23 protein-coding genes are annotated in these 16832 nt (G+C 73.1%); 19 read left to right on the top strand and 4 right to left on the bottom strand.

Translation table 11 applies throughout. The features are described from left to right. The first annotated feature begins 7 nt into the window (after positions 1 to 7). Complete coding sequence (locus GCL84_RS23495) at positions 8 to 274, top strand: hypothetical protein (RefSeq protein ID WP_156757715.1); 267 nt, start codon at positions 8 to 10, stop codon at positions 272 to 274. On the opposite strand, the gene GCL84_RS23490 is transcribed toward GCL84_RS23495, so the two are convergent. Then, the gene (locus tag GCL84_RS23490; protein WP_156757714.1) at positions 245 to 1138 is read right to left on the bottom strand and encodes a bile acid:sodium symporter family protein; all 894 of its coding nucleotides are present in this window, start codon (positions 1136 to 1138) and stop codon (positions 245 to 247) included. The two genes, GCL84_RS23495 and GCL84_RS23490, sit on opposite strands and share 30 nt — an antisense overlap. A 131-nt stretch (positions 1139 to 1269) precedes the next feature. Here GCL84_RS23490 and hrcA point away from each other — a divergent pair, with 131 nt between their 5' ends. From hrcA to GCL84_RS23400, 18 genes are all read left to right on the top strand, one after another. Next, on the top strand, positions 1270 to 2292 hold the full coding sequence (gene hrcA / locus GCL84_RS23485) for a heat-inducible transcriptional repressor HrcA (protein WP_156757821.1): 1023 nt from the start codon (positions 1270 to 1272) through the stop codon (positions 2290 to 2292). Positions 2293 to 2370: 78 nt separating this feature from the next. Continuing rightward, a complete protein-coding gene (gene dnaJ / locus GCL84_RS23480; protein WP_156757713.1) occupies positions 2371 to 3531 on the top strand; it encodes a molecular chaperone DnaJ in 1161 nt (386 codons plus the stop codon). Continuing rightward, entirely contained in the window at positions 3528 to 4262 is a 735-nt protein-coding gene (locus GCL84_RS23475; protein WP_156757712.1) for a 16S rRNA (uracil(1498)-N(3))-methyltransferase, read from the top strand. Before dnaJ ends, GCL84_RS23475 begins: the two co-directional genes overlap by 4 nt. Positions 4263 to 4328: 66 nt before the next feature. Continuing rightward, the gene (locus tag GCL84_RS23470; protein ID WP_156757711.1) at positions 4329 to 5237 is read left to right on the top strand and encodes a hypothetical protein; all 909 of its coding nucleotides are present in this window, start codon (positions 4329 to 4331) and stop codon (positions 5235 to 5237) included. Positions 5238 to 5303: 66 nt separating this feature from the next. Further along, positions 5304 to 5648 (top strand): histidine triad nucleotide-binding protein, encoded by a 345-nt coding sequence (locus tag GCL84_RS23465; RefSeq protein WP_156757710.1) that lies wholly within the window; start codon positions 5304 to 5306, stop codon positions 5646 to 5648. A gap of 94 nt (positions 5649 to 5742) precedes the next feature. Next, the gene (locus tag GCL84_RS23460; protein ID WP_235926639.1) at positions 5743 to 6813 is read left to right on the top strand and encodes a PhoH family protein; all 1071 of its coding nucleotides are present in this window, start codon (positions 5743 to 5745) and stop codon (positions 6811 to 6813) included. 14 nt (positions 6814 to 6827) lie between these two features. Further along, on the top strand, positions 6828 to 7382 hold the full coding sequence (gene ybeY / locus GCL84_RS23455) for an rRNA maturation RNase YbeY (RefSeq protein ID WP_156757709.1): 555 nt from the start codon (positions 6828 to 6830) through the stop codon (positions 7380 to 7382). Positions 7383 to 7396: 14 nt separating this feature from the next. Further along, positions 7397 to 8755, top strand: coding sequence for a hemolysin family protein (locus GCL84_RS23450; RefSeq protein ID WP_156757708.1), 1359 nt, complete (start codon positions 7397 to 7399; stop codon positions 8753 to 8755). Beyond that, positions 8748 to 9080: a cytidine deaminase gene (locus tag GCL84_RS23445; protein ID WP_156757707.1), complete on the top strand. Its 333-nt coding sequence runs from the start codon at positions 8748 to 8750 to the stop codon at positions 9078 to 9080. Before GCL84_RS23450 ends, GCL84_RS23445 begins: the two co-directional genes overlap by 8 nt. Then, a complete protein-coding gene (locus GCL84_RS23440; RefSeq protein WP_156757706.1) occupies positions 9077 to 9430 on the top strand; it encodes a (2Fe-2S) ferredoxin domain-containing protein in 354 nt (117 codons plus the stop codon). Before GCL84_RS23445 ends, GCL84_RS23440 begins: the two co-directional genes overlap by 4 nt. A gap of 4 nt (positions 9431 to 9434) precedes the next feature. Beyond that, positions 9435 to 10340: a GTPase Era gene (gene era / locus GCL84_RS23435; protein ID WP_156757705.1), complete on the top strand. Its 906-nt coding sequence runs from the start codon at positions 9435 to 9437 to the stop codon at positions 10338 to 10340. 2 nt (positions 10341 to 10342) lie between these two features. Next, positions 10343 to 10744: a DUF2752 domain-containing protein gene (locus GCL84_RS23430; RefSeq protein ID WP_156757704.1), complete on the top strand. Its 402-nt coding sequence runs from the start codon at positions 10343 to 10345 to the stop codon at positions 10742 to 10744. Positions 10745 to 10816: 72 nt separating this feature from the next. Then, complete coding sequence (locus GCL84_RS23425) at positions 10817 to 11302, top strand: CD225/dispanin family protein (RefSeq protein WP_156757703.1); 486 nt, start codon at positions 10817 to 10819, stop codon at positions 11300 to 11302. Positions 11303 to 11366: 64 nt separating this feature from the next. Then, positions 11367 to 12104, top strand: coding sequence for a DNA repair protein RecO (recO, locus tag GCL84_RS23420; protein WP_156757702.1), 738 nt, complete (start codon positions 11367 to 11369; stop codon positions 12102 to 12104). Positions 12105 to 12182: 78 nt separating this feature from the next. Further along, entirely contained in the window at positions 12183 to 13052 is an 870-nt protein-coding gene (locus GCL84_RS23415) for an isoprenyl transferase (protein ID WP_407924425.1), read from the top strand. 7 nt (positions 13053 to 13059) lie between these two features. Then, entirely contained in the window at positions 13060 to 13470 is a 411-nt protein-coding gene (locus tag GCL84_RS23410; RefSeq protein WP_156757701.1) for a hypothetical protein, read from the top strand. Between the two features lie 78 nt (positions 13471 to 13548). Continuing rightward, the gene (locus GCL84_RS23405; protein ID WP_156757700.1) at positions 13549 to 14538 is read left to right on the top strand and encodes a permease; all 990 of its coding nucleotides are present in this window, start codon (positions 13549 to 13551) and stop codon (positions 14536 to 14538) included. Then, a complete protein-coding gene (locus GCL84_RS23400) occupies positions 14535 to 15263 on the top strand; it encodes a TIGR03943 family putative permease subunit (protein WP_156757699.1) in 729 nt (242 codons plus the stop codon). Before GCL84_RS23405 ends, GCL84_RS23400 begins: the two co-directional genes overlap by 4 nt. 13 nt (positions 15264 to 15276) lie before the next feature. Here GCL84_RS23400 and GCL84_RS23395 read toward each other — a convergent pair whose 3' ends face one another. From GCL84_RS23395 to GCL84_RS30730, 3 genes are all read right to left on the bottom strand, one after another. Then, positions 15277 to 15687: a Fur family transcriptional regulator gene (locus tag GCL84_RS23395; protein WP_156757698.1), complete on the bottom strand. Its 411-nt coding sequence runs from the start codon at positions 15685 to 15687 to the stop codon at positions 15277 to 15279. Beyond that, complete coding sequence (locus GCL84_RS23390) at positions 15684 to 16094, bottom strand: ArsR/SmtB family transcription factor (protein WP_156757697.1); 411 nt, start codon at positions 16092 to 16094, stop codon at positions 15684 to 15686. Before GCL84_RS23390 ends, GCL84_RS23395 begins: the two co-directional genes overlap by 4 nt. 100 nt (positions 16095 to 16194) lie before the next feature. Beyond that, entirely contained in the window at positions 16195 to 16569 is a 375-nt protein-coding gene (locus tag GCL84_RS30730; RefSeq protein WP_156757696.1) for an antibiotic biosynthesis monooxygenase family protein, read from the bottom strand. Between the last annotated feature and the right edge of the window lie 263 nt (positions 16570 to 16832).

Genomic DNA, 16832 nt, shown 5'->3' with positions numbered 1-16832 from the left:
TCCCGGTATGCCTGTTTCCCAGAGAGAGGTCAGACAGCGCTTGGCCCAGTCGAAGGTCGACTACCGGGCCGTGGCGGCCCTGGGCCCGCGGGCGGTGCCCCACCTCGCTGAGCTGGTCGACGGGAACGACGCCGTCCTGGCCGCCAAGGCGGTCTACGCGGCAGGGGTCATCGGCGGCCCCGCCTCGCGCAGACTGCTCGAGTCCGCCAGCGGGCACGCCGACCCGATCATCAGGATCGCCGCGTCAGCCGCTCGGCGCATGGCTGGCCGCTGACCTGGCCGTCCGCCGGTTGAACCACACCGCCAGCAGGGCGGCCGGGATGAACATCGACGCGCCGTAGACCGCGGCCGGGATCGCCATGGCCGTGCTGTTGAGCAGCGTCGGGCTCAGCGCGATGGTGATCGCCAGCGTGCTGTTGTGGATGCCGATCTCGAACGACGACGCGATCGCCTGCGGCTCGGGCACCCCGGCCAGCCGCGGCACCAGGTACCCCAGCGCCAGGCTCAGCAGGCACAGCAGGACCACCACGACCCCGATCTGGCGCAGGTAGGTCCCGACGTTGTCCCGGTCGGCGAACACCGCCCCCAGCACCAGCGCCGCCAGCACGACCAGCGACAGCACCTTCACCGGCTTGCGCGCCGCGTCGCTGAAGCCGGGGAACCGGTGGTTGACCGCCATCCCGATCGCCACCGGCACCAGCACCAGCGCGAACACCTGCAACGCCTTGGTCGGCTGCAGGCCCAACGCGCCGTCCGAGGCCATGAACCCGGCGATCGAGAGGTTCACCACGATCGGCAGCGTCACCACCGCCAGCACCGAGTTCACCGCCGTCAGGCTCACGTTGAGCGCCACGTCGCCGCCCGCGAGGTGGCTGAACACGTTGGCGGTGGCCCCGCCCGGCGACGCGGCGAGCAGCATCGTGCCCACCGCCAGCTCCGGCGGCAGCTCGAACAGCAGCACCAGGCCGAGCGCGATCGCGGGCAGCACCAGCAGCTGCACCGCCAGCGCCAGCAGGGCGGCCTTCGGCACCCGCGCGACCCTGGCGAAGTCGGCCACGGTCAGCGAGAGACCGAGCCCGAACATCACCACCGCGAGCGCGAGCGGCAGGAAGACCGTGGTCAGCGTGGACGAGGCCATCGGCACATGATCGCGCCCCGACCGCCCCGGGACAAGCGGCAAAACGGACAACCTGTGCCGACTCGACCACCGGGTCGCCCGTCTCCGTAAACTCAAGGCACGCCCGTCCGGTGCGCGAGGGAGGTGACGGGGTGGTCAACGCCGAGGAACGGCGCTTCGAGGTGCTGCGCGCCATCGTCGCCGACTTCGTCCAGCACCAGGAGCCGGTGGCCTCCAAGGCCATCGTCGACCGGCACAACCTCGGGGTCTCCAGCGCCACCGTCCGCAACGACATGGCCTCGCTGGAGGAGGACGGGTACATCACCCAGCCGCACACCAGCGCGGGCCGCATCCCCACCGACAAGGGCTACCGGCTCTTCGTCGACCGGCTCAGCGAGGTCAAGCCGCTGTCGACGGCCGAGCGGCGCGCCATCCAGAGCTTCCTCGACGGCGCGATCGACCTCGACGACGTCATGCGGCGCAGCGTGCGGCTGCTGGCCCAGCTCACCCGCCAGGTCGCGGTGATCCAGTACCCGACGCTGACCACCTCCACGGTGCGCCACGTCGAGCTGGTGACGATCACCCCGGCCCGGCTGATGCTGGTGCTGATCACCGACTCCGGCCGGGTCGACCAGCGCATGGTCGACCTCGGCGACGTGATCACCGACGAGGCCGTCGCCCGGCTGCGCGCCCAGGTCAACGCCGCCCTGGCCGGGCGCAAGCTCGCCGACGCCGCGGTCAAGGTCGCCGAGCTGCCCGAGACAGCGCCCTCGGACCTGCGCGACGCGGTGCTGCGGGTCTCCACGGTGCTGGTCGAGTCGCTCGTCGAGCACCCCGAGGAGCGGCTGGTGCTCGGCGGCACCGCGAACCTGACCAACAACGTCGCCGACTTCCCGCACTCGCTGCGCACGGTGCTGGAGGCGCTGGAGGAGCAGGTCGTCGTGCTCAAGCTGCTGGCCGCGACCGCCGACCCGGGCGCGGTGACCGTGCGCATCGGCGAGGAGAACGAGGCCGAGGAGATGCGCAGCACCTCGGTGGTGTCCATCGGGTACGGCACCAGGGCCACCCTGCTCGGCGGCATGGGGGTGGTGGGGCCCACCAGGATGGACTACCCCACGAACATCGCGGCGGTGCGCGCCGTGGCCAACTACGTCGGGGACATACTCGGCCAGTAGGACAGCGTCGACCCGGAACAGGGATCGACACGAGCGAACGAGCCCCGCCAACGGCTGGGGCCAGGAGGACTGGACACGGTGGCGAGGGACTACTACGGCACGCTCGGCATCCGCCAGGACGCGGATGCCGCCGAGATCAAGCGCGCCTACCGCAAGCTCGCGCGCGAGCTGCACCCGGACGTCAACCCCGACGAGGCGGCGCAGGTCCGCTTCCGCGAGGTCACGACCGCTTACGAGGTCCTCTCCGACCCGCAGAAGCGCAAGATCGTCGACATGGGCGGCGACCCGATGGGCGCCCCCGGCGGGGCGGGCGGCCGCGACCCGTTCGCGGGCGGCGCGGGCGGTTTCGGCCTCGGCGACATCATGGACGCGTTCTTCGGCGCGGCCGGGGGGACCGGCGGCGGGCGCGGGCCGCGCAGCCGCGTGCAGCCCGGCTCCGACGCCCTGCTGCGCATCCAGATGACCCTGGAGGAGTGCTTCGCGGGCATCAGCCGCGAGATCACCGTCGACACCGCGGTGCTCTGCGACCTGTGCCGCGGCTCGGGCTGCGTGGCGGGCACCTCCCCGGTCACCTGCGACACCTGCGGCGGCCGCGGCGAGGTGCAGTCGGTGCAGCGGTCGTTCCTCGGCCAGGTCGTCACCGCCCGCCCCTGCCCGACCTGCCGGGGCCTGGGCGAGACCATCCCCGACCCGTGCACCCGCTGCTCGGGCGAGGGCCGGGTCCGCTCGCGGCGCACCATCACCGTCAAGATCCCCGCGGGCGTCGCCGACGGCATGCGCGTGCGGCTGTCCGGCCAGGGCGAGGTCGGCCCGGGCGGCGGCCCGGCGGGCGACCTCTACGTCGAGGTCGAGGAGCTCGCGCACAGCTCGTTCGAGCGCGAGGGCGCGCACCTGCACTGCACCATCCGGGTCCCGATGACCACCGCCGCCCTGGGCGCGGTGCTGCCGCTGGAGACCCTCGACGGCACCGTGGACGTCGACCTGACCGCGGGCACCCAGTCCGACACCGAGCTGGTCATGTCCGGCCGCGGCCTGCCCCGGCTGCGCTCCACCGGCCGCGTCGACGGCCGCGGCGACCTGCACGTGCACATCGAGGTCGAGGTGCCCACCCGGCTCGACGCCAGGCAGACCGAGCTGCTGCGCGAGCTGGCCCAGTTGCGCGGCGAGGACGAGCACACCCTCGCCTCGGCCAACGGCAGGGGCGGGGGCCTGTTCAGCAAGTTCCGCGGCCGCCGGTGACCCTCGCGCAGTTCCTGGTGGCCGCCCTGCCCCCGGCCGACGCGTTCACCCTCGACGGCCCGGAGGGCAGGCACGCGGCGGCCGTGCGCAGGCTGCGGGTCGGCGAGCGCCTGCTGGTGACCGACGGCGCGGGTGGCGTGGCCCGCTGCGCGGTGACCGCCGCGGGCCGCGACACGCTGGACCTGTCCGTCGAGGAGCGCTGGACCGAGCCCGAACCCGCCCCGAGGGTCATCGTCGTGCAGGCCCTGCCCAAGGGCGACCGGGGTGAGCTGGCGGTCGAGCTGGCCACCGAGGCGGGCGCCGACGCGGTGGTCCCGTGGCGGGCCACCCGCTGCGTGACCAAGTGGGACGACGGCCCGCGCGGGGCCAAGGCCCTGGACCGCTGGCGCAAGACCGCGCGCGAGGCCGCCAAGCAGTCCCGCCGCGCCCGCGTGCCCCACGTCGCCGACCCGGTGTCCCTGCGCGCCCTGCTGGGCCTGGTCGCCGACAGCGCGCTCGCCCTCGTCCTCGAGGCGGGCCTGTCCGCCCGCCTGGCGGAGGTCGACCTGCCCTTGGCGGGCGACATCGTCCTGGTCATCGGCCCGGAGGGCGGCATCACCCCGGAGGAGCTCGACGCCCTCGCGGACGCGGGAGCGCGCCCGGTCCGCATGGGCCCGTCGGTCCTGCGCACCTCCACCGCCGCCGCGGTGGCGCTGGGCGCCCTCGGTGTCCGAACGTCCCGCTGGGACTGACCGCAACATCCCGGACCCCTCGGGCGATACAGCACTCGCCGATGATCAACCTGGGGGTCCACCGCCATGCGTTCCGCGCTCGTCCCTGCCCTGCTCGCCCTCGCCCTGACGGGCTGCTCGTCCGCGTCGGACGCGCGGCCGCCCGCCGACGCGTCCAGCACCGCCCCGGCGCCGCGGGCCGTCGACTTCGGCGTCCAGGACACCATCGACTGGTGCTCGCTGCTCGACCCGGAGCCCCTGCGGTCGCTCGGCGCCTTCCAGGCGCCGGCCGCGGTCGGGTTCGAGCACTGCCTCTCCGCCACGGGTGACGGGGCGTGGGTGCGGGTGGGGGCGCCGGAGTCGACCGCCGACGACTACCCGGGGGCCCTTGTCGACCGGGAGCCGGACGGCTCCGCGGTCACCACCGTCGACGGCGGCGACGGCGAGTGCGTCAAGCAGGTGTCCTTCCCCGGCGGCGGGGTCGTCGAGGTCACCGCGCGGTCCGCGCAGGGCACGCCGCTCTGCGCCGCCGTCAACGCCCAGGTCGGGGCGGTCCGCGCGGCCGTGGCCGCGGGCGGTCCGCGCCACGTCGAGGTCGCCGGGCCGACGGTGCGCACGGCCGACCCGTGCGCCGCCGCCCCGGCCGAGGTGGTCCGGTCGACCAAGGCCCTCGCCAGCGCCGAGCCGCTGCGCCTGCCGCTGTCGCACACCTGCCGCTGGCGCCCCGCCTACGGCGGGCGGGGCGGTCTGACGGTCACGGTGACCCTGACCCACGAGACGGCCGCGGCGGGGGAGGGTCGCCAGGAGATCACCCTCGACGGCAAGCCGCTGGCGGTCGACCAGTCGCCCGTCGGCTGCGTCGCCGTCGTGCCCGTGCGCCCGGCCCAGGACGGCCAGGAGGTCGTCTCGGTCACGGCCCTGGCCCCCAACGGGGCCGACAAGTGCCCCCTCTCGGGCAGCATCGCCCGCGCCGCCGCGGCGAGGCTGGCGGGCTGACAGCGGTCCGCGGGCGCGGTCCGGGAGGTGCTTCGGTGGACGCGGCCGACCGATAGGGTTTCGCGCATGAGCGCCGACTGCCTGTTCTGCAAGATCATCGCCGGGGAGGTCCCGTCGACGGAGGTCTACTCGGACGACGCCGTCTACGCTTTCCGCGACATCAACCCGCAGGCCAGGGTGCACGTGCTGGTGGTGCCGCGCGAGCACCACGAGGACGCCGAGGCGCTCGCGGGCGACCCGGGGCTGCTCTCGTCCGTCCTCAAGGCGGGCGCGGAGGTCGCGCGGGTCGAGGGCGTGCGCGAATCGGGCTTCCGGTTCGTGTTCAACACCGGCGACGACGCGTGCCGCACGGTCTTCCACGCCCACCTGCACGTCCTCGGCGGTGAACAACTCGCCGGGTTCGGCCGGTAGCCGGTTTACTCCGGTGCGGGGTGTCATCCCCGAGGTCTAACATCGCCCCAGCGGGGCCGGTGACCCAACCGGCCGTGACCAGGAAAGAGACCACGTGACGGGAACTCCCGAGCAGCGCCCCACCGGCACGCACACCGCCGAGGACGACGCGCAGTCTCGCTTCCCCATCCCCGAGGGCGCCATGCTGCCCCTGCTCGGTCGCCGCGACGAGAACCTCCGCCTGCTGGAGGACCTGCTCGACGCCGACGTGCACGTGCGCGGCAACGAGGTCACCCTCACCGGGGAGCCCGCCGACGTGACGTTCGCCGAACGGGTCTTCACCGAGCTGACCACGCTGGCCGCCCGCGGGCAGCAGGTCGAGGTCGCGACGGTCAAGCGCACCGTGGCGATGCTCTCGGCGGGCACGGCGGAGAGCCCGGCCGAGGTGCTCAGCTTCGACATCCTGTCCCGGCGCGGTCGCACCATCCGCCCCAAGACGCTCAACCAGAAGCACTACGTCGACGCCATCGACGAGCACACCATCGTCTTCGGCCTCGGCCCGGCGGGCACCGGCAAGACCTACCTGGCCATGGCCAAGGCCGTGCAGGCGCTGCAGGCCAAGCAGGTCAGCCGGATCATCCTCACCCGGCCCGCGGTCGAGGCGGGGGAGCGGCTGGGCTTCCTGCCCGGCACCCTGTTCGACAAGATCGACCCGTACCTGCGCCCGCTCTACGACGCGCTGCACGACATGGTCGAGCCGGAGTCGATCCCGCGGCTGATGCAGGCGGGCACGATCGAGGTCGCCCCGCTGGCCTACATGCGCGGGCGCACCCTCAACGACGCGTTCGTGGTGCTCGACGAGGCGCAGAACACCACGCCGGAGCAGATGAAGATGTTCCTGACCCGGCTCGGGTTCGGCTCCCAGATGGTCGTCACCGGCGACATCACCCAGGTCGACCTGCCCGGTGGGCAGCGCTCCGGCCTGCGCGTGGTGCGCGACATCCTCAAGGGCGTCGACGACATCCACTTCGCCGAGCTGACCAGCAGCGACGTGGTCCGGCACAGCCTCGTCGGCGACATCGTCGACGCCTACGAGCGCTGGCAGAACGTCGACGACGCGCCGGGCGGCCCCAGGGCCGCCGTGCGCGCGGGCGGTGGGTCCCGGGTCCGGGACGCGGGCCACTAGGGGACAATGGCGCGGTGAGCATTGAGATCGCCAACGAGTCGGGGGTGGCGGTCGACGAGGCGTCGATCGTGGCCGCCGCCCGATTCGCCCTGGACCGCATGAACGTCAGCAAGCTCGCCGAGCTGTCGGTGCTGCTGGTCGAGCTCGACGTCATGTCCGACCTGCACGAGCGGTGGATGGACCTGCCCGGTCCCACCGACGTCATGGCGTTCCCGATGGACGAGCTCGACCACGCCCGCCGCCCGGACGCCTCCGACATGGGCCCGGCGCTGCTCGGCGACATCGTGCTGTGCCCGGCCTTCGCCAAGGACCAGGCGCGCACGGCCGGGCACTCGCTGCTCGACGAGCTGCACCTGCTCACCGTGCACGGGGTGCTGCACCTGCTCGGCTACGACCACGCCGAGCCCGCCGAGGAGCGGGAGATGTTCACGCTGCAGAAGCGCATCCTCGCCGACTTCCGCTCCGCCGCGGCCGAGGCCGAGCGCCGGGCCGCGCAGCGGCTCGAGGACGACAAACTGCTCGGGGCGGTGGGCCTCGGCGAGGCCGAGCCGCCCACACCGAACGCCTGACCACGGGGGACGCGTTGACATCGGACTCGGTCGGCCTGCTCGTCATCGCGGTGGTGCTGGTGCTCGCCGCCGGGAGCTTCGCCGCCGCGGACGCCTCGCTCTCGGCGGTGTCCAAGGCACGGGTCGAGGGCCTGCTGCGCGCGGACCGCGCCGGGGCCCGGCAGTTGCTGGCGGTCGTCTCAGAGCGGCCCCGGCACATCAACCTGCTCCTGCTGCTGCGGCTGGGCTGCGAGCTGGTGGCCACGGTGCTCGTCGCCGTGGTCTGCCAGCGCACGATCGAGACGGGCTGGCTGGCCGGGCTGGTCGCCGCGGTGTCGATGGTCGTGGTGTCCTACGTGCTCGTCGGCGTCGGCCCGCGCACCATCGGCCGCCAGCACCCCTACGGCGTCGGCCTCGTCGCCGCGGGCCCGGTGCGGGTGCTGGGCACGGTGCTCGGCCCGCTGTCGCGGCTGCTGATCCTGGTCGGCAACGCCATCACCCCGGGCAAGGGCTTCCGCGAGGGGCCGTTCTCCTCCGAGGTCGAGCTGCGCGAGCTGGTCGACATGGCCCAGGAGCGCGGTGTGGTCGACGCGGGCGAGCGCGAGATGATCCACTCGGTGTTCGAGCTGCGCGGCACCATCGCCCGCGAGGTCATGGTCCCGCGCACCGAGATGGTGTGGATCGAGCGCGGCAAGTCGGTGCGCCAGGCGCTGGCGCTGTCGCTGCGCACCGGCTACACCCGGGTGCCGGTCATCGGCGAGTCGGTCGACGACATCGTCGGCCTGGTCAACCTCAAGGACCTGGTGCGCGCGGCGCTGGGGAGCCCGTCGTCGTCGGAGTCCTCCGCGCAGTCCCGCGAGGTCGGCGAGGTGATGACCGAGGCGGTGTTCGTGCCCGACTCCAAGCGCCTGGACGACCTGCTGCGCGAGATGCAGGTCTCGAAGTACCACATGGCCATCGCCGTCGACGAGTACGGCGGCACCGCGGGCCTGCTGACCATCGAGGACATCCTCGAGGAGATCGTCGGCGAGATCACCGACGAGTCCGACACCGACGAGCGCCCCCCGGTCGAGCACCTCGACGACGGCGCGGTGCGGGTGTCCTCCCGGCTGCCGGTCGAGGACCTCGGCGAGCTGTTCGGCCTGGACCTGGAGGACCAGGACGTGGAGACCGTCGGCGGCCTGCTCGCCCAGCGGCTGGGACGTGTGCCACTTCCCGGGGCGGAGGCGGAGATCGCCGGGCTACGGTTCCGGGCCGAGGGCGGCAAGGACAGCCGCGGCCGGGTGCGCATCACCTCCGTCGTGGTCCGCCCCACCGAGACCGCCGAGCCCCGCGCCGACGACCGCGCGGGCGCCGACGACCAGCAGTGGGAGAGGAGCGGCGAGCGTGGCTGAGCTCGACCCGGAGGACGCCAAGATCGTCACGCTGGCCCGGTCCAGCCGCGCCAGGACCGGCGCGGCCGAGGGCGCCGCCGTGCGCGACACCGACGGCCGCACCTACGCCGCCTCCACCGTCGCCCTGCCCTCGTTGCGGCTGACCGCGTTGCAGGCCGCCGTGGCCGCCGCGGTGTCCAGCGGGGCCCCCGGACTGGAGGCCGCGGCGGTGGTCACCGAGTCCGGCTCGGTCGACGCCGACTCGCTCGCCGCCGCCCGCGACCTCACCGCCGGTGTCCCCGTGCTGCGCGCCGACGCCTCCGGCGCGGTCGTGGAAACCGTGTGAGCCTGCGCGTCACGGTGTGCCAGGACTGCTGCTGCGGCACGGTCAAGAAGCACCCCACCACCAACCACTTCGACCACCTGCGCCGGCTGCGCGCCGCCGCCGCGCGGGCGGGCGGCAGCGTCCGCGTGTCGCAGTGCCTGGACACCTGCGAGACCTCGAACGTCGTCGTGGTGCAGGCCAAGGGGCACAAGCCGGTCTGGTTCGGCTGGGTCCTGCGGGACGCGGCGATCGCCGACCTGGAGGCCTGGCTGGCCGCGGGCGGGCCCGGCGCCGCGCCGGTGCCGGACACCCTCGAGTTGCACCGCATCACCCCACCCGGACTGCGGTCCGAGGTGGAGAGGGCAGAATGAGCCGGTGACCAGCAGCACCGAGCACCGTTCCGGATTCGCCTGTTTCGTCGGACGGCCCAACGCGGGCAAGTCGACCCTCACCAACGCGCTCGTGGGCACCAAGGTCGCCATCACGTCGAACAAACCGCAGACGACCCGCCACGCCATCCGCGGCATCGTGCACCGCGACGACGCCCAACTCGTCATCGTCGACACCCCCGGCCTGCACCGACCGCGCACCCTGCTCGGCCAGCGCCTCAACGACATCGTCCGCGAGACCTGGTCGGAGGTCGACGTCGTCGGCCTGTGCGTGCCCGCCGACCAGAAGGTCGGCCCCGGCGACCGGTTCATCGCCGCCGAGCTGGCCAAGGTCGCCAAGCGCACCCCGGTCATCGGCGTGGTCACCAAGACCGACCTGGTCTCCCCGGACCAGGTGGGCGAGCAGTTGCTCGCCCTGCAGGAGGTCATGGAGTTCGCCGAGCTGGTCCCGGTCTCGGCCGTCGACGGCTTCCAGGTGGCGACCCTCACCGACCTGCTCGTGCGGCGGCTGCCCGAGGGACCGCAGCTCTACCCGGGCGGCGAGCTGACCGACGAGCCCGAGGCCACCCTGGTCGCCGAGCTGATCCGCGAGGCGGCCCTGGAGGGGGTGCGCGACGAGCTGCCGCACTCGATCGCGGTGACCATCGAGGAGATGGCGCCGCGCGAGGGCCGCGACGACATGATCGACGTGTACGCCCTGCTCTACGTCGAGCGCTCCAGCCAGAAGGGCATCGTGCTCGGCCACCGCGGCGAGCGGCTCAAGCAGGTCGGCACCACCGCCCGCAAGCAGATCGAGAGCCTGCTCGGCAGCCGGGTCTACCTGGACCTGCACGTCAAGATCGCCAAGGACTGGCAGCGCGACCCCAAGCAGTTGCGCAAGCTCGGCTTCTAGCGGTGTCCACCGCCCGCGCCCTCGCTCCGCCGCTGCTTGTGGTGGGAGCCGCGGCGGCGGGGTGCGCGCTCATCGCCCTCGGCGACCCCACTACCCCCGGCGGGTGGCTGCCGGAGTGCCCGGTGAAGGCGTTGACGGGGGTGTGCTGCCCGGGGTGCGGGGCGCTGCGGATGGTCTACAGCGTGCTGCACGGGCGGATCGGCGACGCGGTGCACTACAACGCGGTGCTGCTGGTCTTCTCGGGGCTGTTCGCGTGGAGCCTCGTCGCGTGGGCGGTGAGCCGCGTGCGGGGTCGGGCGGTGCGGACGTGGCTGGATTGGCGGTGGACGCCGTGGGTGGCCGGTTTCGTGCTTCTTGCCTGGTTCGCGGTGCGCAATGTCCCCGCGTGGGGCCTCTACGTCTGACCGCCACCGGAACTGTCGGCGGTGCGGGATAACCTCACCGCGCATCTAACGATCTTCAGGGGGAGAAACCCGGTGAGCAATCCGTACGGCCAGCAGGGGCCCGGTCAGCAGGGTTACGGTCAGCCGCAGCAGTACGCGCAGCAGCCCTACCCGCAGGCCGTGCCCTACCCCCAGCCGGGTGTCGCACAGCCGGGATACGCGCAGCCCGCCCCCCAGCCCGCCCCGTACGCCCAGCAGCCCTACCCGCCGCAGGCCTACGCCCAGCAGCCGTACGGGCAGCAGCCCTACGCCCAGCCCGGTTACGGCCAGCCCCACGGCTACGGCGACATCAACGCCATCCCCGACCACAAGGGCTGGGCGATCGTCTCCATCTTCTTCGGCGGCGTCTTCGGCATCATCGCGCTGTTCAAGTCCTCCGACGTGGGCAAGTGCAAGATGCACGGCGACTTCCAGGGTGCCCAGGCCGCGTCCAACACCACGCGCACGCTGTGCGTCATCGGCAACGTCCTGAGCGTGTTCGCCTACCTGTTCACGATCATCTCGTTCGCCGCCCTCTGACCCCCGGCAAGGAGGTCCGCACGGCTCGTACGGGCCTCCCCGCCGGAGATGGGAGGATGGGCGGGTGAGCCTGTACCGCGACACCGGCGTGGTCCTGCGCGTGCAGAAGCTCGGCGAGGCCGACCGCATCATCACCCTCGTCACCCGCCAGCACGGCAAGGTCCGCGCCGTGGCCAAGGGCGTGCGCCGCACCACCTCGCGCCTCGGCGCGCGCGTGGAGCCCTTCGCCCACGTCGACGTGCAGTTCTACACCGGCCGCACCCTCGACGTGATCACCCAGGTGCAGACCATCGACGCCTTCGGCGCGGGCATCGTCGGCGACTACGGCCGCTACACCTCCGCCTGCGCCGTCCTGGAGACCGCCGACCGGATGTCCGCCGAGGAGGGCGAGCCGGTCCTGCGCCTGTACCTGCTGGTCACCGGCGCCCTGCGGGCGCTGGCCGACGGCGTCCGCGACCCGTCGCTGGTCCTCGACGCCTTCCTGCTGCGCGCGCTGGCCTTCGCGGGCTGGTCGCCCGCCCTGTCCGAGTGCGCGCGCTGCGGCGACCCCGGCCCGCACCGGGCGTTCAGCGTCCACGCGGGCGGCTCGGTCTGCCCCACCTGCAAGCCCCCGGGGTCGGCCAGCCCGCCACCGGAGGTCCTCCGGTTCATGGCCGCCCTGGCCGAGGGCACCTGGGACGTCGCCGAGCGCGCCCCCGACGGCACCCGCCGCGAGGCCAGCGGCCTGGTCGCCGCGCTGCTGCAGTGGCACCTCGAACGGCAGTTGCGCTCCCTGCCCCTCGTCGAGCGCCGCCGCACCTGACCCCCTGCTCGCCCGCCGCGCCCGGCTCGTAGGGTTGGCGCAGTCTTCCCAGGAGCCGTTCCCTGGGACGTGATCTGGGTGAGGAGCACGGTGGTTCTGCGCAAGCGCCGGGTGAGCAGGCACGACGAGGGACGACCGGTGCGCCCGCCCGAACCGCACCCCTCCGGCGCGACCCCGCCGAGCATCCCGCTGGAGTTCGTGCCCAAGCACGTCGCCATCGTCATGGACGGCAACGGCCGCTGGGCCAACCAGCGCGGCCTGACCCGCGTCGAGGGGCACAAGCGCGGTGAGGCCCAGGTCGTCGAGGCCGCGCGCGGCTGCATCGACCTGGGTGTGCAGTGGCTGTCGCTCTACGCGTTCTCCACGGAGAACTGGCGGCGCAGCCCGGAGGAGGTTCGCTTCATCATGGGCTTCTCCCGCGACGTCATCCGCCACCGCACCGACGAGCTCGACGAGATGGGCGTGCACGTGCGCTGGGCGGGCCGCAGGCCCAAGCTGTGGCGCAGCGTCATCTCCGAGCTGGAGGTCGCCGAGGAGCGCACCAAGCACAACACCGTGCTCAACCTGGCGATGTGCATCAACTACGGCGGCCGGGCCGAGCTCGGCGACGCCGCCCGCGAGATCGCCCGCCTCGCCGCCGCCGGGGAGATCAACCCGGACAAGGTCGACGAGCGCACCATCGCCAAGCACCTCTACCAGCCCGACATGCCCGACGTGGACCTGTTCATCCGCCCGTCCGGCGAGCAGCGCACCTCGAACTTCATGCTCTGGCAGTCCGCCTACGCCGAGCTGGTGTTCCAGGACATCCTGTGGCCCGACTTCGACCGCCTGCACCTGTGGTCGGCCGTGGAGAACTACGCCCGCCGCGACCGCCGGTTCGGCGCCGCCGCCGACTCGGCGGAGGTCGCCGAGAAGCTGCTCCGCGAGAGCCGTCCCCCGAACCCATGAGGAACCCGTGACCACCGAAGCCGCCAACACCTCCGCCGCCCTCACCAAGGCCCGCCAGTCGCTGGAGGCCTTCCACGAGGTCAACGTCGACGACGACGGCGCGCTGACCTTCCGCCACGGCGACATCCCGTGCGCCGTGCAGGCCATGCAGCTCTCCGAGGGCCTCACCGTCCTCAGCCTCACCTGCGTGGTCGCCTGGGACCTGCCCGAGGACCCCGCCCTGGCGGGCTCCGCCGCCGAGCGCGCGGGCCAGGGCCTGTTCGGCACCCTGGGGGTCGTCCACACCGAGCGCGGCATGGACGTCACCCTCCGCTACGCCTTCCCCGCCGACGGCCTGGAGGCCCAGGCCCTGGGCACGCTGCTCATGCTCGTCGTCTCCACGGCGGGCCAGTTGCGGACGGACCTGCTCAAGCTCTGATCGGGTGAACCGCGTCCCCCACGGGGCGCGTTCACCCCTCAGAGGACCGACAGCCGCCAGACCGGGGGAGCGCAGACAATGGCCACCACCGCCCCGAGCCGCCGCAAGGTGACCTCGCTCGAGGTCCTGTGCGCGATCCTCGTCCTCGCCGTGCTCGGTCAGGACTGGATCGCCTCCTGGCTCGACGCCCCCGCCGTGCGCACGGGCGCGACGGTCTTCGTCGCCGTGTGCGCCCAGGCGCTGCCGTTCCTGGTGCTGGGGGTGCTGGTCAGCGGCGGCATCGCCGCGTTCGTGCCCGCCTCGGCGCTGGAGCGGCTGCTGCCCAGGAAGCAGGCGCTCGCCGTGCCGGTCGCGGGCCTGGCCGGGGTCGCCCTGCCGACCTGCGAGTGCGCGGCCGTCCCCGTCGCCCGCAGGCTGATGCGCCACGGCGTGCCCACGTCGGTCGCCCTGGCCTTCCTGCTGGCCGCGCCCGCGGTCAACCCGGTGGTCCTGGTCGCCACCAGCGTGGCGTTCCCGGACAACCCGGAGATGGTCGCCGCCCGCCTGGCGGGCTCGCTGGCCACGGCGGTGGGCATGGGCTGGCTGTGGGCCCGCTTCGGCAAGGCCTCCTGGATCCTCGACCGGGCGCTGAGCCGCGCCCCGGCCACCGACCGGCCCCGCTGGCGCACCTTCGCCGAGACCGCGCGCGCCGACCTGGTCGACGCGGCAGGCTTCCTGGTCATCGGCGGCCTCACCTCGGCGGTGCTGGCCGTGGTCATCCCCCGCGACTGGATCGAGGCGCTCGGCGGGCAGATCGTCGTGGGCGTCATCGTGATGGCCGTGCTCGCGGTCCTGCTGGCCCTGTGCAGCGAGGCCGACGCGTTCGTGGCCGCGTCCATCGCCGGCCTGCCGCTGCTGCCCAAGCTGGTCTTCCTGGTCGTGGGCCCGGCCGTCGACGTCAAGCTGTTCGCCCTGCAGGCGGGCACCTTCGGCCGCGCCTTCGCGCTGCGCTTCGCCCCGGCGACGTTCGTCGTGGCGACCGCCTGCGCCGTCGTGTCTGGCCTGGTGTTCCTGGGGGTGTCAGCGTGAGGCGCGAGACGCAGAACATCCTGCTGCTGCTCATCGGCGGCGCCCTGCTCAAGATCGCCCTGACCGGCACCTACCTGCGCTACGTCAAACCGGCCCACCAGCCCTGGCTCATCGGCGCCGCGGTCGTGATGGTCGTCCTCGCGGCCATCGCCATCGTCCACGACGTCCGCGCCGCCCGCCCCGGCGCCGAACCACCCCACGACCTGCACGACCCCGACCACGAGCACAACCACTCCGCCCGCAGCTCCTGGCTCCTGCTGCTCCCGGTCCTGTCGATCTTCCTCGTCCTGCCCCCGGCCCTGGGCGCGGACTCCGTGCGCCGCGCCCCCACCGCCTCGACCACCACCGCCGAGTCGGCCCTCTACCCGGCCCTGCCCCCCGACGACCTGCTGGCCATCACCATGGCCGACTTCTCCAGCCGGGCGGCCTTCGACCGCGCCAACTCCCTCAACGGCCGCCGGGTCCTGCTCACCGGCTTCATCGTCCAGGACGCCGACCGCGTCTACCTGGCCCGCCTGTCCATCGCCTGCTGCGCCGCCGACGCCTTCCCGGTCCGGGTCCTGCTCACCGGCAACGCCGCCGCGGGCCTGTCCAACGACACCTGGGTCCGGGTCACCGGCACCCTCGTCGCGGGCTCGGCGACCAAGGAGAACGAGTACGTCCCCGCCCTCGACCCGGCCGCCCTCACCCGGATCACCGAGCCGGAGAACCCATACGAGGGCTAGGGCGCGTCCTGGGTCAGCCGCAGTCCGAGCACGTCCCGAAGATCTCCACCGTGTGGCTGACCTGGGAGAACTTGTTCTCCGCCGCCACCTTGTCCGCCCACCGCTCCACAGCCGGACCCTCGACCTCCACGGTGTGCCCGCACTCCCGGCACACCAGGTGGTGATGGTGGTGGCTCGAGCACCGCCGGTAGATCGCCTCACCGCTGTCGGTCCGCAGCACGTCGATCTCGCCCGCGTCCGCCAGCGACTGCAACGTCCGGTAGACCGTGGTCAGCCCAATGCCCTCGCCCCGCTTGCGCAACTCCTCGTGCAGGTCCTGCGCCGACCGGAAGTCCGCGAGCTGATCGAGCAGCCCGGCGACGGCGGTGCGCTGTCGGGTCGAGCGCTTGCCCGGCACCGTCGCCGAGTTCCGGTCTGTCGTCACCGCGCCCTGTCCTCCTCCGAGTGCTCCACAGCGTCCACCACGATATGCGACAGGTGTTCGTCCACCAGCCGGTACACCACCTCGCGCCCGTGCCGCTCCCCGTGCACCACCCCCGCCGCCTTCAACACCCGCAGGTGTTGGCTGATCAACGGCTGCGCCACCCCCAACGCCTCGACCAGCTCGTGCACGCACCGGTCGGCCTCCCGCAGCTCCAACACGATCGCGATCCGCACCGGAGCCGCCAACGCCCGCAACAAGTCCCCCGCCGCCGTCAACGTCCGCACCGACCGCCGAGGCAGATGCCGAGGCGAAGGCCGTCCAGCCGAGTGCTCATGCCCCTCGACCACAGCCACCTCACCCACAACGGACAACTCCCGCGACGCGGCTTCCGAGGTCACGATCGACATCGTCCTCTCCTGCGTTCCGACACGGGTAACTGGTTACCGTTGTCAACATCCTAGGCCGAATTCCTGTTCCCCGGGCCCCCAGCTCCAGCGCACCCCCGCCCTACCGGGCGGTAGCAGGCCCCGAAGCCTCCCCCAACCGCACCGTCCCCGCATCCGCGGCCACCAAACTCACGTGCCGACGCACCTCACCCCCCGACGCCTCCACCACCACCTCAAACGCCCCGGACTCCGTGCTGTCCGCCTCAGCCAGAAACGGGATCACCTCAGTCCGAACATCAAACGGCGACATAGCCCGCCGATAAGCCGCCACCGAGTCGAACTCCACAGTCACCACCCAAGCCCCCGAATCCTCCGTCGACCGCACCACCAACCCCCGCCGACACCCAGGCTGCGCCGCCAACAACCCCACCGCCCGCTCCGCCCGCTCCGCGAACCCCTCCGCGTCCCCCACGGTGAACCGCGCGATCAACAACATCCAAGCCCCCTCACTCCCCAACAAGACCCCCCGACGCTAACCCATCCCCCACCCCCTCCCCCCACCACAACCCGCCCCCGCCACACCCCACCAGCCCGGCTCAGCAGTCCCCACCCCCCTCCAAGCCCCACCCACCCCGCCCCAGCCCAGCTCCCAGCCCGGTTCGGCTCACCCCCGGCCTGGCCCCGGCTAGGCCCGGCCCGGCTAGGTCCGGCCCGGCCCGGCTCGGCCCGGCCCGGCCCGGCCCGGCTCGGCCCGGCCCG

Source organism: Actinokineospora pegani, from assembly GCF_009745975.1.
Classification (GTDB): Bacteria; Actinomycetota; Actinomycetes; order Mycobacteriales; family Pseudonocardiaceae; genus Actinokineospora; species Actinokineospora pegani.
Note: the sequence above shows the minus strand (reverse complement) of the source record. Positions and strands in the feature narration are given on the sequence as shown.